Here is a 16,168-nt window from a genome sequence, read left to right as displayed (position 1 = left end):
TAAACCGCGCAAGCTCCGATCCTGCCGGTGTATTTCAACCTGGCCGATCACTCGAAAACGGCGCATGTCACGCCGAACGCCGTTGATTAAAACAAAATGGCACCCGCAGTCGAGAGGGTGCCAATCGCCTCAATCCTGCTTGTGATACCCCAAAATCCGCTCGACCTCGTTCTTCGAGCCGAGGATGACCGGCACGCGCTGATGTAGCGACTCGGGTTGCAGATCCAGGATCCGCTCGGTGCCCGTGATGGAACCGCCGCCGGCCTGCTCGACGATGAAGGACATGGGATTGGCCTCATACAGCAGACGCAGCTTCCCGCTCAGACCCTTCTCCTTCATCTTGGCATCCATCGGATACATAAAGATCCCGCCACGGGTCAGGATGCGATGCACCTCGGCCACCATGGAGGCAATCCAGCGCATGTTGAAATCGTCGCCGCGCGGACCGTCCTTGCCATCCAGACACTCCTGGACATAGCGCGCCACCGGCGGCTCCCAGAAACGCATGTTCGAGGCATTGATGGCGAACTCGCGGGTGTCGGCCGGAATCGTCATGTTCGGATGGGTGAGGATGAACTCGCCGATGTTCTGATCCAGCGTGAAGCCGTTCACCCCGTTGCCGGTGGTCAGCACCATCATGGTCGAAGGGCCGTAAAGCGCATAGCCCGCGGCGACCTGCTGCGTCCCCGCCTGCAGGAAATCGCGCTCGGTCGGGGCCGCACCGCCGCCCGCGCAACGCAGGATGGAAAAGATGGTGCCGACCGAGACGTTGACATCCATGTTCGACGAGCCGTCCAACGGATCGAAGGTCAGGAGATATTTGCCGCGCGGATACTTGTCCGGAATGGGATAGATGTCGTCCATCTCCTCGGAGGCCATCGCCGCCAGATGGCCGGCCCACTCGTTGGATTTCAGAAAGACATCGTTGGAGAGGATGTCCATCTTCTTCTGGGTCTCGCCCTGGACATTCTCGCTCCCGGCACTCCCGAGCACCCCAACGAGGGCGCCATGGTTGACCATGTTACTGATGACCTTGCAGGCCGTGACCACGTCATTGAGCAGCGACGTGAAATCGCCCGTCGCGCCGGCCACGTGGCGCTGTTCCTCGATGATGAACTGGGTAATGCTGATGCTACCGTTATGCATGCTGGTCCTCGTCTCGAAGCACGTTTGCGTTCTTAGTATTAGAGTTCGGCAGTATAGGGGTTCGCGAGTCGAACAGAAACCCGCCCGCCGCGCGCGAGGCGCGATGTTGGCTGCCGGACGCATGGGCAACGCCGCCGGGACATCGCCGCGACCGGGCAGCCGCGCCGGGCGCGTCGGCCTGAAGCGGGCGCGTGAAACCAGCATGATCGAACGGCTGTCAGGAAATTCCTGACGGAGATTCCCCTATTGCCGGGCATCGGCGCCTCTTTATATGATCGGAGCCAGACAGACAGCCTGAAACCTAAAGCCCCCTGGAAGCGAACCCTGATGAAGACACCGGCTATCTCCCTCCTCGCCTGCCTCCTGGCCGCCGCGCCCTTGCTCGCCGACGGCACGCCTCGCGCCAGCGCCGCCGCGCCTGCCGGCGACTTCGCCGACGGACTCGCCGGCGGACCGGATTTCTGGGAGGTCACCGGCGTGGCCAGCGGCGACACGCTGCATCTGCGCGCCGGTCCCTCCGCTCGGGAGCGCGTGGTCGGAGACTTGCCCAATGGCTCGATCATTCGCAACCTCGGCTGCACCATGACGGGCGATCAGCGTTGGTGCCAGGTCGCACGGCCCGAGGATAGCCGCTCCCAGGGTTGGGTCGCGGGGCGTTATCTACGCGAATCGTCCTACCAGCCCTAGCCGGGGCCGGCGCACTTGCGGTCCACTTCAAGCATTCAAGTCTTCTCGATCCATCAAACCATCCGGAGCCAATCCATGCATCATTCCTCTCTCCTCCGCGCGCCCATGGGCGTTCTGCTGACCTTTGCCCTCGCGACCCCAGGCATTGTCCTCGCCTATGGTGAGGAAGACGCGATCCGCGATTGCGAGAACCGCATCCGGAGCGAATACAACCTCACCGACCTGCGCGATGCCCATGCGATGCAACTCGACGGCGAGAAGCACTTCAAGGTCGAGGGCAAGGCCAAGGTCGACGGCGACAAGCATCCCTGGACCTGCGAGGTCAAAAATCGCCATGTGACCACCGCCGACTACAGCGGCCCCAAACCCAAGGGCATGGGGACCGCCGAGAAGCTGGCGATCGGAACGGCGGCAGCCGTGGCCATCGGGGTTGCGGCCAGTCAAGCCAATAAGCATCAGGACGACGGCGAGATGGAGCAGCCGCAACGGCACAGCGGGCACGGCGGAGCCGCCGCGCTTCAGGATCTGGTGGGTGCCAAGGCGAGCAGCGGCGAGATGGAGATGGAGGACCGCGGTTACGAGTACGCATCGGGCAGTAAGGGCGGCGGCAGCTCCTATACGAACTGGGTCAAGGGCTCGCATTGCGTCACCATTCGTACCGAGAACGGGCGCTATCGGTCCATCGTCGATGTCACCATGCTGGATTGCGAATAGGCGCGAACTGCGAGAATCCGGCGTGCCGTGCGTTTTGTTACGACCAGCACACACGGCGCGCCTTCGCCCTTCCGACCAGGAGTCTTTCCCCGCATGCGCCGCCTTTCCCCGTCTCTGTCACTTCTTGCCGCTCTGCTCCTCGGCTCCGGCTTCCCCCTCGCCAGTGCCTCCGATGCCCTGGTCCCCGAAACCGATTTCCACGCCACCGGCTCCATCCCCTGCGCCACGGCGACCGGTCAGCCGATGACATCGTGCCCGTTCGGCGTGCGCCGCGAAGGCTCGGGCGCGGCGCGGGTAACGGTCTTCTTGCCCGGCGGCGCCTCGCGCGTGATCCGCTTCGAGCGGGGCCGGGCGACCGGCATCGAGGGATCGACCAGCGGCACCGCCTTCTCCACCGATCGAGAGGGCGACCTGACGCGCATTCGCACCGGCGACGAACGCTTCGAGATCCCCGACGCGGTGGTGTCTGGCGGTTGATACGCCTCGGCCATCGCGCCTCACATTCCTTAACCTAAACCGCGCCAGCGCCGACGATTGTTGCGTCTGCCGATGCCGATCCAATCCGGAAACATCGCCTACAGCCCGAGGCGCGGTTTAACAACGACTGACAGGATTCCCTGACGATGCAGCCGATCGATCGCCGTACCGCACTCCTTCGACTCGCCGCCCTGGGGGCGGCGCCCTTCATCCTCGCGCATCGGGGCTCCCGCGCCGAGGTTGTCAAGGAGATCCACGACCTCCAGCCCGGCGAGTTCACCTGGCATCCGGAGCGCTCGCCAAAAGGCGCCGTGGCCGTGGTGGTCTCGCTGCCCGAACAGATGACGCACGTCTATCGTAACGGGGTGCGGATCGCCGTCTCCACCTGCTCCACCGGCAAATCGGGCCACGAGACGCCGAATGGGGTCTTCGTCGTGCTGGAGAAGGACAAGAACCACCATTCCTCCACTTATAACAACGCGCCCATGCCGAACATGAATCGGCTGACCTGGGACGGCATCGCGCTGCATGCCGGCAAGCTGCCCGGCTATCCGGCCTCGCATGGCTGCGTGCGCCTGCCGATGGCCTTCTCCGAAAAGCTCTGGACGGTCACCCATGTCGGCACCCCCGTGATCATCGCCGGCGCGCACGCGGATCCCTGGGAGCTGACCCATCCGGGTCTCGTCCTCGCCGGCTACGCCGAGCACGAGTTCGAGCGGGCGGTCGCGGGACTGGAAGGCAAGCGCCACCCGTCCGACTGGGACGCCGAGGCCGAGTACCCGGTGACCACGATCATCGCCTCATCGGCCGATCGCAAACTGGAGCTGATCGAAAACGGCGAGGTCGCCGCCGAAGGACGGCTCGCCGGTGCGGGCGGCAAGCTCGGTTCGCACGTCTTCGTCCTGAACGGGAGTCACGCCGGGACCAAGGGGCTCGCCTGGCACGCCATCAGTCACCACGAGACGGCGGGGGCGGATCTCGGGACGGGGTGGGGATCGCCGGACGCGCTGCTCACCCGGCTCACCGCCGACAACGCCTTCCAACGCGCCGTCGAGCGCAGCCTGCATCCGGGTCTGGTGCTGGTCGTCACGGACAACCCGCTGCACCCCGACCGTCGCTCCGGGAAAGACTTCGTCATCATGAGCAGCGCCTGATATCCACTTGCCCCATGCGCTTGGCCTTCCAGCGAAGACCGAGGATACCGACTCGAACCCTGTCCAGCCGCCACCGGAGCCGACCATGAACCGACGCCATTTCCTCGCCACCGGCACCGCCGGTCTGGCGAGTCTGACCCTGCCGGCCTTTCTCCGCGCCCAGCCGCAGGCGACAGACCTGACCGCACCCGCGCCAGCCAATCCCTTCCTCGACTGGTTCGGCATTGACGAGGCCGTGATCCGCCGCGTCATGACCGAACTGACCGCCAACGGCGCGGATTTCGCCGAACTCTATTTCCAGCACAAGCGCACCAACCTCATCCGGTTGCAGGATGGGCTGGCCAGCCAGGCCACGAGCGACATCGCCCAGGGAGTCGGGCTGCGGGTCGTCGTCGGGGATCAGACCGGCTTCGCCTTCACCGAGGATCTGACGCCCGAGTCCATGCTCCAGGCCGCCCGCACCGCCGCGACCATCGCGAGCGGTGGGCGCGCGACCCTGCCGGCGCATTTCGACCCCAGGCGGCAGGGCGATCTCTATCCAGTCAAGCGGCCCTGGTCCGAGGTCGGGCTGGACGAGAAACTGCCGCTGATCCAGAAGGTCGAGGCGATGCTGCGCGCCGCCGATCCCGCCATCGACAAGGTGACGGTGCAGTTGACCGACACCGACGAGCGGGTGCTGATCGCGACCCTGGACGGCCGTCTGCTGACCGACCGCCGCCCGAGCGCGCTGCTCGGCCTGATGGTGACCGCCAAGCGCGGCGATCAGACCCAGAGCAACATGGTCTCGCTGGGCGCGCGCGACGGACTCGACTTCTTCACCGATGCCCGCCTCAAGGAACAGGTTGACGAGGTCGTCGCCCGCACCCTCGTGCTGTTCGACGCCCGCCGCCCGCCGGCCGGCGAGATGCCGGTGGTGCTCGCCGCCGGGGCCAGCAGCGTGCTGCTGCACGAGGCCATCGGCCACGGCATGGAGGCCGACTTCAACCGCAACGGCACCAGCATCTATTCAGACATGATCGGCAAGCCGGTGGCCGCGCCCTTCGTCACCGTGGTCGATCAGGGCAACCTGCCGCACGAGCTGGGCACGCTGAACATGGACGACGAAGGCAACGCCACTGGGCGCGCCGTCCTGGTCGACAAAGGTATTCTCAAATCCTATCTGCACGACAGCATCTCCGCCCGCCACTATGGGCTCCAAGAGCATGTCGGCTCCGGGCGGCGCGAGTCTTACCGCTATCCGATCATGGCGCGCATGACGACCACCTTCATGGAGAACGGACCCCATACCCGTGACGAGATCGTCGCCTCCATCCAGCACGGCATCATCGCCGAGACCTTCACCGGCGGTCAGGTCGCCATCGGCCCCGGCGACTTCACCTTCTATGTCAAGAACGGCTGGCTGGTGGAGAACGGCAAGATCACCGCGCCGATCAAGGACGTGAATCTCATCGGCAACGGCCCGGAGGTGCTCAAACGCATCACCATGGTGGCGGACGACTTCAAGCTCGACCCCGGCGGCTGGGTCTGCGGCAAGAACGGACAAAGCGTACCGGTCTCGATCGGCATGCCCTCGGCCCTGGTCTCGCGCATGACGGTAGGAGGTGAAAATGTCTAATCACGACACGACAGCAACCGACACCCTGCTGAAGCTCGCCCAGCAGGCGGTCGAGATGGCCCGCGCGGCAGGGGCCAATGACGCCTGGGCGACGGCCGTCCAGGACCGCGGCCTGAGCTATGCCTTTCGCGACGGCAAACCGGAGACCGTCTCGGACTCCACCAAACGGGGGCTGGAACTGAAGCTCTATGTCGATGGCCGTTATGGCGTTTATTCGACCACCGACCTGCGCGAGGCGCGTCTGCGCGACTTCATCCGCGAGGCGGTGCCGCTCACCCGGCAGTTGCAAGCCGATCCTCAACGGCGCATCACCTCGCCGGAGCTGTTTCCGACCGCCCCGGCCGATGGGCTGCAACTGGTCGATCCGCGCGTCGCGGAGCTGACCCGCGAGCAGCGTCTCGCCTGGTGCCGCGAGCTGGAGGCGGTCGTCCGTGGCGAACCGACGCTGATCTCCACCATCTGCTCGGTCGAGGACGGCCGGAAGCTCGTCGCCGACGCCAGCTCCAACGGCTTCAGCGGTGCCTATGGCAAGACCAGCGTCGGCTTCTTCCAGCAGGTCTCCTTGCGGGACACCGGGCCAGGTGAACGTGAGGGCGGCAGCGAACGCCGCGCCGAGGGCGAAGACGGGGCCGCCTGTCTGCATCTGGACGATCTGCCGAGCACGGCACGCATCGGCGAGCAAACCCTGGCGCGGGCACGGGCGCGTCTGGGCAGCCGCCAGGGACCGACCATGAAGGGCACCCTGGTGGTCGAGCCGCGCGCCGCGATGCGTCTGGTCAGCGACCTGCTCGCCCCGGCCACGGCGAGCAACATCTCGCAGGGCCAGTCCTTCTGGCCCAAGCTGATGGAGATCCAGGCCTTCAGCGACAAGCTCACCATCATCGACGACCCATTGCGCCCGCGCGGCCTGGAGTCCCACCCCTATGATCGCGAGGGCATCGCCGATCGCCGCTTGACCCTGATCGAGCGCGGCGTCCCCAAGGCCGTCTACGCCGACACCTACTATGCGGCCAAGACCGGGCTGCCGGTCACGACCGGCGACCCCTCGAACCAGATCGTCCAGCCCGGCGAGCGCGCGCTCGCGGAGATCGTCCGCGCGGTCGGCGACGGCGTGCTGGTCACCGCCTGGGCTGGCGGCAACGCCGACCCGACCACCGGCGCCTTCTCCCAGGGGCTCAACGGTCATATCATCCGTGGCGGCGAAATCGCCGAGCCCGTCGTCGGCATGATCGTCACCGGCAACCTCAAGACCCTCTTCGCCAGCCTGGTGGAAGTGGGCAACGACCCCTTCCCCTATACCGCGCTGCGCACACCGACGCTGGTGTTCGAAGCCGTGCAGTTCAGCGGGGCCTGAAGGGGCCTCAAGCGTCATCCCCGTCACTTGGAGAAAACCCATGAAACCGATTCTTGCCATCGCCCTGCTCGCCGCCCTGCCGCTCGCCGCCCAGGCCCAGATCGACAAAGCCTCTCCCGCCGCCAAGCTGTGCGTGAAGAAAATGGCGCAGGAGACAGGCGTGCCAAAATCCGAGGTAGCGATCTACGACATGATGAGCAGCGAAGCCGCCACCGTCGTGTTCATGACCGTCGGCAGCGAATCCGGGGCCTGGAAGTGCTTCGTGACACCGCAAGGCCAGTTCGACGCCTTGGAGCGAGTGGAAGACGAGTCGACCGCACCCGTGCGCGGCGGTGGCAAGGCGGCCAGCGGCGTCCCATTTTTTAACGGCACCTGTCCGGGCGACATCGAGGTGCACGCCGACGCGGGCGGACCCGTGTTTTTGAATGGCAAACAAGCGAAGCTCAAGAAGGTCAACAAGGACTATTACGAAGCCACGGGCGCGGGCATCACGCTCTCCATCGCCATCGACCCGGACGACTCGGTCACCCTCAGCTACACCGGCAAGCATGGCGCCAATGGGATCTGTCAGGTCGACGACTAACGCGATGGCCCGCCCGGCGCGGTCGCTCGGCGGTTTTCGCCGAGCGAGTCGCCGTCTTGATTCGCAGATTTACACAGGTTTCGGCTCCGCTTAGAGGGTGTAGACAAAAATAATTGAGCTGCTATTTGTATACCAGTCTACAACTGAGCTGGTGTGCGCTGATGTCGAAAGCTGGTCGTCCCCCCAAGATTCACGAGGCGGAGCAAGCGGTATTGCGTCAAATTGTCACGGATCGCCCGACCTCCACGCTGTCAGAGATTGCCCGGGAACTCGCGGCACGGACGGGAATCGAGGCTCATGAAGCAACGATTCGCAAGTCCTTGCGGGAGGCGGGCGTCACGCGCCTCCGGGGCGAGAGTGGTCTCGAGGCGCAAGCGCGCGCAACGCCGCGTCGGTATGGGTATACGGATGCGCATCGTCGCCACGACCCCGACCAAAGCTACCCAAGTTGTCTGACCGATGCGGAGTGGGACTTGGTCGCCGCTCTCTTTGAGATGCCGGGCGGGCGGGGTCAACCGCCCCGCGTGTCGCGCCGGAGCATCCTGGAGGCGTGTTGCTACGTGGTGCGCACGGGGTGCGCGTGGCGGATGCTGCCGCACGATTTCGCGCCTTGGCAGAATGTCTACAAGACGTTTCGCCGTTGGAGTGCGGCTGGGAAGTTTGAGCAGATGCATGATCGACTGCGGGGGCAATGGCGCGAACGCGAGGGGCGTGAGATCGCGCCGACGGCGGCGGTGCTGGATGCGCAATCGACCCGCGGCTCGCCGCAGGGTGGACCGAGCGGCTTTGATGCGGGCAAGCAGGTCAAGGGGCGCAAGCGCAGCCTGGTGGTCGATACCTTGGGGTTCGTGTTGGCGGTGAGCGTGGTCGCGGCCAATCTTCAGGACCGCGATGCCGCCTCGGGCGCCGTCGCTGACGCGGCCGCCAAGTACCCCCAGATCAACACGCTGTTTGTCGATAGCGCCTACGCCGGTCAATTTGCCCAAACCACCGAGCAGACCCACGCGATCCGCGTGGAAGTCGTGCGCCATCCAGCCAACAAAAGCGTTGGCTCCTGGCACGTGGACGGGGCGCCTGACCGAGTGGTGATCGCCAACGCCGACGGCTTCGTTCCGCTGCCGAAGCGCTGGGTTGTCGAGCGCACCCATGCGTGGAATGAGCGTGCCCGTCGATTGATCATGCATCATGACCGTCTGCCAGCGGTCTCCGAAACCTGGGTTTGGCTGGCGGAGGCGCGCATCCTGCTGCGGCGGTTGACCACAACGGTTTGATTTTGTCTACACCCTCTTAGACTCTTGTTGAAATCATCAACATTGCCGCGCGCGCAAGAGCAGCGTCCATGGCCACCGTCAATTTCAGCGTCCCAGAAGCGATCAAGCAGTCCTTCAACGAAACATTCAGGGACCAGAACAAGAGCGCCATCATCGCCGATCTGATGCGCGAGGCGGTCGAGCGCGCCCAGCGTCACCAACGGCATGTCGCGGCGATCGATCGGATTCTGGAGCGCCGTCAGCACGCGCCCTGTTTGACCGAGGATGAATTCCGCTCCATCCGCGAGGATGGCCGTCCCTGATGCGCTACGTGGTGGATGCCAGCGTCGCCATCAAATGGTTTTTCCAGTCGGTGCCGGACGAAGCGGATGTCCCAATCTAGCTCTCCAGCGCTACTGCCATTAAGGCGATTTCCGGAAAAGATCATACCCAGGTGTCATCCGTTCGTGGTGACATTAAATCCGTTCGTGGTGAGCCCTTCGGCTTCGCTCAGGAGAGCCCTGTCGAACCATGAACGGATTCAATGTCGGCCTCGGAGCGCGATTTTCCGTTCACCCTTCGACCCTTCGGCAAGCCTGTCCTGAGCGAAGCCGAAGGGCTCAGGGCTCAGGGCGAACGGAAAATCGGTACAGACTTTCCCGGAAATCGCCTAAGCCGTTCGTGGTGAGCCCTGAGCCCGTCGAAGGGTCGAAACATGATCGGCTTAATTGATGGCAGTGACACGGAACCTGGGAACAAGAAACGGCGCGGTCAGTATTGCCCCAGATATTCCAATCGAAAAATCCGCTCTTCCTCCGCTTTATCCCGCTGTTGCGAATATTCGATCACCCAGAAATTCCCGTCGTCCTTGCGCTTGAGCATGATCGGACGACCGTAGACCTGGTGCTCGGCCTGGAGTTTCTCCAGCGTCTCGTCGCTGTCCAGAATGTGACCGCCCTTGGTTTCCAGCAAACGGACCCGCTCGCCGCCAGTTCGCTCGCTCACGCCGACGATGAAATCGGGAAAGAAACGATAACCGCTGGGCATGACCAGACCTACCGACCAAGGCTTGCGCGGCGGGTTGCGATGCCACCAGCGCACCGTGCCGGACGTGTCGGCGTCCAGCAACTCAACGAAGGCGCGCTCAGGCGTATTGAGATCCGACGGCAGGACGCCGTACAGGTTCAGACGCGAGTGCGGAGTGGCGGGCGGAGTCTCGATACAAAGCGGCAGCGGGTGCGCCTCGACCGCTTCTTTGTGCCGGGCGGCGCAGGCGCGCAGCGCCTGGGTGAGCAGCTTCGGATAGGCCGCCAAAATCACATAAAAGGCGCGTTCGATCTCCGATTCGGCCAGATCCAACCCCTGATGCTCGTTGTATTCGCGGCGCAGTCGTTTCATCAAGGCGTCGCGCACATCGCGCGGATCGAGCGCCTCTTGCGCGTCGAGCAGAACTCTTTGCCCACGGCGCGCCAGTTCGTCATCGGAGAGTCGGCCCTGGATCTGGTCGATGTGCTCATCATTGGCGGCGAAAATCTCGATCGTCCGCCGCGTGATCTTGACACGCTTGCGCAGCCCCGCGCTCAACACCTCGGGGCTCAGATCGAGCAGGGCACCCACGCAGTCGATCAAGGCATCCGTGCTCAACGGCAGTTGCTCGGTCATGAAACCGCTCGGCATTCCCTCGCGCAATGAATGGGCGGCATCGTCAGGAAACGTGGGGATGACGGGCCGGAAGCTCTGGCCGTTCGGATCGTCCGCAATGGCAGGAGGCATCTGATCGGTACGTCCAAGCCCCAGCAACTCCGTTTGCGTCCAGGCCGACAGCGACGCCAGCGGCGATTCCGGCTCCAGTGCGTCCAGTTCGCGCCAAGCGGGCGGATCGAGCGGCCGGGGCAACAGCGACAGTTGCCCATTGCGGATCACCTGCACTTCTGGCGTGCCCGCCACACGCACCAGTGCCGTATAGGGGCAGACATTGGCCAGTTCGGTCTTGATGGCGTTGATCTTTTCGGCGGCGCTCAACAGACCGGTCTGACTCTCGGCATCGGCGAGAAAGGCATAGCCGAAACGTAGCGCTTCGGGCAGCGTGCCAGCCAGCGCAAAGGCTTGCAGACGGCGATGCACCCGCAAAATTCGCCCGACCACTTGCAACCCGAAACCGACATCTTTGGCCCCGCGCAGCGAGACCAGCGTGGAGGCGCGCGGCGCGTCGAAGCCCAGGGCGACCGCCACCTTGAACAGCAACACCTCCTTGCGCTCATCCACGGCCGCCGCCTGGAGATCGTCATTGGGATCGTCGGCGGTATACCAGGCGATCGCCTCCTCGGGCACGCCCAGACGCAGGAGCGTCGTCTTGGCCTCCTCGATGGCGTTGGTTCCGGCCTTGCCGCTGTTACCGACCTGCACCAACATCAGCGGCGTCAGAGGCACGCCCAATTCGGTCAATTGCCGCTTGATGGCCTGGTGTGTCTGCCAGCCTTCGGCCAGGGCCGTCGCGGGCAGATCGGCGAGGGTCTTCTGATCCTCCGGGGCGAGATAGGCGATCGAGCGAATCCCCTGCTTGATGAGACCGGCCTCCACCGCCTCATGGCGCGCCACCAGATTCCGACTCAGATACTCGATCCCGACCTCCCGGCAGAACTTTTTCACATCGGCATCGTCGGGGGTCGCGGTAATCAGCAGGGTGAAGTCGGGTTGCAGCACCTCCCGATAAAAGCGCAGGGCTTCGGTCGGCGCCTTCGCGAACAGGGTATGGTGCGCCTCGTCGATCACCGCGCCGATGCGCAGGCCAGCCTCGCGCAGCAGGGGGATGAAGACATCGAGCGACAACGACAGATCCCCGCTTTGGCGCAGCTTGCGTGTCTCGGCATTCCTGGCCGCGACCGCCGACCAGGTCGCGATGAAGACATCGCCGCTGGCACAGTCATGAGCAATCCGGTCGCGGGTCAGATCGCGCAGACGCAGGCCGGAGAAGTCGCGTTTCAGCGCGCCCCTGGTCTGCTCCACAAGATTCGCGAAGGGGGTGAACCAGAACCAGACGACGCGCGCGTGACGCGGATGATCGGCGCGCGCGAACCCCTCGGCGATGGCGCCGGCCATCAGGGTCTTGCCGGCGCCGGTCGGGGCCTCCAGCAGCAGACAACCGTGATGGGCGATGATGGCGCGCCGGCTGTCGGCATCGGGCGCGTCTTGCAACAGGGATTCGGCATGACGAAAGATGTCCAGCGCATGCTCGACCGCCTCCCGCTGATAGCCTTTCAGAACCGCCGCGCTCATGCCGTGCCCGCCAGACCGAACCGAGTGGCCAGACACTGCGGGATCTGCTCGAAGGTCGCCCGCTCGTCCGCGATGCGCTGGCGCAGCAGGGCGGCCTGCCAGGAATAGACCGTCGCCAGACGCGGCGCCGCCTCCAGACACTGGCGCAGGGCGGCGATGGCCGTCTCCGAGACCTTCGGCAGATACAGCAGCAGGCCCGCGTCGCCCTCGGCGACTTGCAGCGGCTCATCCGGCCGATAGGGCGTCAGGTGTCCGAGATGCAGCAATTGCAGCGCGTTCCAGACCGGCGCATGGTCGATCGTCAGCAGGGCGCTGGCGGCGAGGCGCCGGGTACGCAGATAGCCGAAGGCGCCGCCCAGAGCGGGCACCTCCTCGTCCTTGCGGTTGCGATAGCCGCGCATCACCCGCCGCACCCGCTCGGCGCAGACATCGCGGCACAGATTCTTGTCCGGCGCGTCCGCCGTGGCCTCGGTGCTGGACACCAGGATGAAGCGCCGGTCGCCGTTATCCTCGGCGTTGAGCTTGAGCACGGCTTGGGCCGTCGTCCCCGATCCCGCGAAGAAATCCAGCACCAAATCGCCGGGATTGGTAGCGATGCGTAGGATGCGCTCGATCAGGCGGAGGGGTTTGGGCGTCGAGAAGACCGAGGCGGAATCCTCGAATTGCAACACGTCCAGCAGTTCCTTCTTGGCGTCCTGTGTGTGACCGACCTCCTCATATTTCCATAGGGTCTGTGGCACGACACCCTGCTTCACATCGGAGAGGAATCGTTTGATCGCGGGGACATTATTGCCATCCTTGCCCCACCAGATGCGGTTGTCGGCGTCCAATTCCTTGAGTTTTCGTTCGGAAACGCGCCAATAATTACCCGAAGGCGGGCCGTCGATCACTCGCCCCGACGGGCAGGTGATGGGGTAGATGCCGAGACTATAGGGATTGCGCGCCGAGAGGTCAGAAGATTTCCAGAGACCACGTGGGTCGTTATCGAGATTCTTGTAAGCCTTGTCCTGTGCGGCGGTGCGTGGCATCGGATTCGGACGCCAGAGATCCCGATTGGCCGCATAGACCAGCAGATATTCGTGATCGTCCGAGAAATGCAAGGCGCTGTTTTTGGGGGCATAGGCTTTCTGCCAGATACAGACCGCCACCCGATTGCTTTCGCCAAAGAGCTGGTCCATCAGCATGCCCAAATGCAGCATTTCGTTATCGTCGATCGAGACGAAAATCACCCCATCCTCGGCCAAGAGTTCCCGCGCCAGCCGCAGCCGCCGATACATGAACTCCAGCCATTTGGAATGCCGATAGCTGTCCTCGCGGTCGACGAAGCGATCGTTGTATATGAAATCGCGGTTGCCGGTGTTATAGGGTGGATCGATATAGATGCACTTGACCTTACCGGCGTGGGTCATGCGCAGCAGGCGCAGGGCGTCGAAGTTGTCGCCCTCGATGACGAGATCGCGGAAGGGTGCCATGCCATGCGACAGTTCGGCGTCCAAGTCGAGCGCCACGAAATCGTCGTTGATCGCGCGCTCGTGCTCGATCTCGTTGCGTTCCCACAGCAGACCGAATCTCGGCTTGCGGTCGCGCTCGCGCAGCAGACGAATCAACTCGTCCTTGGTGTACTCGTCGTAGGGGTCGGCCATGCGTTCCTCGGGGTCGCCATGCGCGCTCGATCCCCGTCGGGTCGGGCGTCGCGCAAGGCATTCAGGCTGGATGACGGCACTATAGCGCATGCCGCTTGATCTTGGCTCCCAGGCTCCAGAGACTGGGCAAGTCTTCCTCGTCGGCTGGGGGGATAACGGTCTGGTGCGGGTAAACTCATCTTACAAGGGACGAAGCCCAGCATCCGCCGCTCCCTAAGCCGCTTAGGCGATTTCCGGAAAAGCGCATACCCACTTTCGTGGTGACATTGCATCCGTTCGTGGTGAGTCCTGAGCCCGTCGAAGGGTCGAACCATGAACGGATGCAATGTCTGCCTCGGAGCGCGATTTCCGCCCGCCCTTCGACAAGCTCAGGACGAACGGAAACCGGTAAAGTCATTCCCGTAAACCACCTTAAATGCTGGGTTCGCAAGCGCACCCCAGTGATCGAACACGGATGGGAAATTAGGGCGAAGACTTGCACAGTCTCTCCAGTGTGAGAGCAGGGACCGAGGCTCCAGCGTCACGTCTGGGACCGGGCCGCCGGAGTTGGGTCTTGAACCTGAAAGCTGTCCCAATTCGGATAGACCAGCCCTGGGATGCGCGGGGCGCGCACGGGGAATCCGCAGTGGCGGGTGTAGGCTTCGAGCACGGTGATCCGCTGTGCCAGTCCCTCGGGCATCCCGACATCGCACCAGCGTGAGCGCTCGGCCCAAGTCTCGGGACCGCGGATCAGGGGCCAACCGGCGACCGCCAGCCAGAGCGCCAGGGTCGCGGAGGGGTGGAGCAGATCGACGTCTGGCTGCGGATGGGTTTGCCATTCCAGCCAATCGCCACCATGGCGGGCCAGGATGATGGGAGCCGCGTCCCCCTCTCGACGATACTCCGCGCGGTCCGCCGCGAAACGCACCTCGTAGCCAGGCTCCGCGCACCGGCGTTCGAGCCGCAGGTCGCGCTTCCAATGGCGCACGGAGAAGCCGTTGCGCAGATAGCAGCGCACCGCGGGCTGCCAGACCCAATCGACGTCTAATTGCAGACCGAGCAGGCCCAGATCCCGTGCGATCCGGTCGAGATTGGCGAAGAGGCGGGTCGCGTGGCCCTGGCGCCGCTCGCCCGGCAGGAGGTAAAGGCTGGCGATCCCCAGCGCCGTCCGATCCCAATCCGACGCCTGGAGCGCAAGCGCCAGGATGCCGATGCGGCGCCCGCTCGCCTGGAGCCAATAGGGGCGATACCATGGCATATCGGCGGGATCGCCCAGCGACTCGTCGGCGGCGAGTCCGCGACGACTCCAGTCGAGGATGTCGGCGTCGGACAGGTCGCGCGGGTCGGGCGGGGTCTCGCTGCGATAGTCCAGGTAGATGCAGAGTTCACAAGCCCGCCACAGACGGCAGTCGTCGGCGTTCTCCGCCGCGACGGGTTGCAGGCGGATCGTCGCGGGCGGGAGGGCCTGCAATGCCTGGTCGAGGCGGGCCTGAAGCGCGTGATCGGGTTGGTCGCGCATGGATCCTCAGTTCCCTGAATGCTCATGAGGTCCGTGGATGGTAGGCTATCGAGCGGACGAAATGAACAAGTGCCTGTTCCTCACACCTGGAGACATCAAGATCATGCAAAGGCATCACCCATCTTCGCGCCTCGGGCGTCGCCAGAGATCCGTCACGATTCTGGGCCTGCTCCTGTCGGCGGCATTCTTCTCGGCCGCTCTGATGGCCGAGGCCGATGGGCCGGATCACTTCCGGGTGGTCAAGGTAGCCGAGGGTGACGTCCTGAACCTCCGCGCCGAACCGACCGCGACGGGCCGGAAGGTCGGCGAGATCCCGCCGAATGCCAGTTGCCTGCGCAATCTCGGCTGTCGTGGTGGTCTGACCTTCAAGGAATTCTCGACGCTCAACCCGGAGCAACGCGCCGAGCGCGAGCGCCAGAACCCACGTTGGTGCAAGGTGGAGTATCGGGGCGTGACCGGCTGGGTGGCCGGCCAGTTTCTCGCCGAGGGGGGCTGTCCATGAGCCTAATTTCGGCAATTGGAACCGCAAAGGCGCAAAGGGTCGGTCGAGCGTGAGCGCACCGAGGGCAATCCCTGGAATCCGCTGCTGGAGATCATCGTCTACTACGGGGATTACGTGCGGCCGCTCAAGACCGACGACATCGGCGATCAGGCGGCTTCGCTAAGTCGACGCGCCCGGTTCTGCTTGATGTCGTTCAGCATGAATTCGGCAAACCGCAGGGCTTCCGCCGCGTCTTCTCGATCCGGATAGCGCGCGACCTCCTTGATCAT

15 protein-coding genes are annotated in these 16,168 nt (G+C 64.4%); 10 read left to right on the top strand and 5 right to left on the bottom strand.

Annotated features, from left to right (window positions below; all coding sequences use genetic code 11):
* Positions 1-129: 129 nt before the first annotated feature.
* Entirely contained in the window at positions 130-1,146 is a 1,017-nt protein-coding gene (locus THIVI_RS20025) for a class 1 fructose-bisphosphatase (RefSeq protein ID WP_014780347.1), read from the bottom strand.
* Between the two features lie 327 nt (positions 1,147-1,473).
* On the opposite strand from THIVI_RS20025, the gene THIVI_RS20020 reads away from it, so the two are divergent.
* From THIVI_RS20020 to THIVI_RS19980, 9 genes are all read left to right on the top strand, one after another.
* On the top strand, positions 1,474-1,833 hold the full coding sequence (locus THIVI_RS20020; protein WP_052315075.1) for an SH3 domain-containing protein: 360 nt from the start codon (positions 1,474-1,476) through the stop codon (positions 1,831-1,833).
* A gap of 75 nt (positions 1,834-1,908) precedes the next feature.
* Positions 1,909-2,547 carry a hypothetical protein gene (locus THIVI_RS20015; protein WP_014780345.1) on the top strand — a complete coding sequence of 213 codons (639 nt, stop codon included), beginning with the start codon at positions 1,909-1,911 and terminating at the stop codon, positions 2,545-2,547.
* A gap of 93 nt (positions 2,548-2,640) precedes the next feature.
* Complete coding sequence (locus tag THIVI_RS20010) at positions 2,641-3,024, top strand: hypothetical protein (RefSeq protein WP_052315074.1); 384 nt, start codon at positions 2,641-2,643, stop codon at positions 3,022-3,024.
* A 146-nt stretch (positions 3,025-3,170) separates the two neighbouring features.
* Positions 3,171-4,178, top strand: coding sequence for a L,D-transpeptidase (locus THIVI_RS20005; RefSeq protein ID WP_014780344.1), 1,008 nt, complete (start codon positions 3,171-3,173; stop codon positions 4,176-4,178).
* An 85-nt stretch (positions 4,179-4,263) separates the two neighbouring features.
* Positions 4,264-5,793, top strand: a complete 1,530-nt coding sequence (locus THIVI_RS20000; protein WP_014780343.1) for a TldD/PmbA family protein — start codon at positions 4,264-4,266, stop codon at positions 5,791-5,793.
* The gene (locus THIVI_RS19995) at positions 5,786-7,147 is read left to right on the top strand and encodes a TldD/PmbA family protein (protein WP_014780342.1); all 1,362 of its coding nucleotides are present in this window, start codon (positions 5,786-5,788) and stop codon (positions 7,145-7,147) included. Before THIVI_RS20000 ends, THIVI_RS19995 begins: the two co-directional genes overlap by 8 nt.
* Before the next feature lie 40 nt (positions 7,148-7,187).
* Positions 7,188-7,730, top strand: coding sequence for a hypothetical protein (locus THIVI_RS25410; protein WP_014780341.1), 543 nt, complete (start codon positions 7,188-7,190; stop codon positions 7,728-7,730).
* A gap of 161 nt (positions 7,731-7,891) precedes the next feature.
* Positions 7,892-9,001, top strand: coding sequence for an IS5 family transposase (locus THIVI_RS19985; protein ID WP_041447215.1), 1,110 nt, complete (start codon positions 7,892-7,894; stop codon positions 8,999-9,001).
* 68 nt (positions 9,002-9,069) lie between these two features.
* Positions 9,070-9,303 (top strand): hypothetical protein, encoded by a 234-nt coding sequence (locus THIVI_RS19980; RefSeq protein ID WP_014780340.1) that lies wholly within the window; start codon positions 9,070-9,072, stop codon positions 9,301-9,303.
* Between the two features lie 448 nt (positions 9,304-9,751).
* On the opposite strand, the gene THIVI_RS19975 is transcribed toward THIVI_RS19980, so the two are convergent.
* The 3 genes from THIVI_RS19975 to THIVI_RS19965 all read right to left on the bottom strand — a co-directional run bounded on the left by THIVI_RS19975 (position 9,752) and on the right by THIVI_RS19965 (position 15,397).
* Positions 9,752-12,256 (bottom strand): DEAD/DEAH box helicase, encoded by a 2,505-nt coding sequence (locus THIVI_RS19975; protein WP_014780339.1) that lies wholly within the window; start codon positions 12,254-12,256, stop codon positions 9,752-9,754.
* Positions 12,253-13,989: a site-specific DNA-methyltransferase gene (locus tag THIVI_RS19970; protein WP_217160919.1), complete on the bottom strand. Its 1,737-nt coding sequence runs from the start codon at positions 13,987-13,989 to the stop codon at positions 12,253-12,255. The genes THIVI_RS19975 and THIVI_RS19970 overlap by 4 nt, the downstream gene beginning before the upstream one ends.
* Positions 13,990-14,419: 430 nt before the next feature.
* Positions 14,420-15,397 carry a GNAT family N-acetyltransferase gene (locus tag THIVI_RS19965; RefSeq protein WP_014780337.1) on the bottom strand — a complete coding sequence of 326 codons (978 nt, stop codon included), beginning with the start codon at positions 15,395-15,397 and terminating at the stop codon, positions 14,420-14,422.
* Positions 15,398-15,500: 103 nt separating this feature from the next.
* Between THIVI_RS19965 and THIVI_RS19960 the strand changes: the two genes are divergently transcribed.
* Positions 15,501-15,899 carry an SH3 domain-containing protein gene (locus tag THIVI_RS19960; RefSeq protein WP_041447789.1) on the top strand — a complete coding sequence of 133 codons (399 nt, stop codon included), beginning with the start codon at positions 15,501-15,503 and terminating at the stop codon, positions 15,897-15,899.
* A 146-nt stretch (positions 15,900-16,045) separates the two neighbouring features.
* Here the strand turns inward: THIVI_RS19960 and THIVI_RS26115 are convergent, their stop codons facing one another.
* Positions 16,046-16,168: a hypothetical protein gene (locus tag THIVI_RS26115; RefSeq protein ID WP_281054900.1), complete on the bottom strand. Its 123-nt coding sequence runs from the start codon at positions 16,166-16,168 to the stop codon at positions 16,046-16,048.

Source organism: Thiocystis violascens DSM 198 (assembly GCF_000227745.2).
GTDB lineage: Bacteria > Pseudomonadota > Gammaproteobacteria > Chromatiales > Chromatiaceae > Chromatium > Chromatium violascens.
The sequence above is the reverse complement of the archived record's forward strand: the minus strand, read 5'-3'. Positions and strand labels throughout refer to the sequence as shown.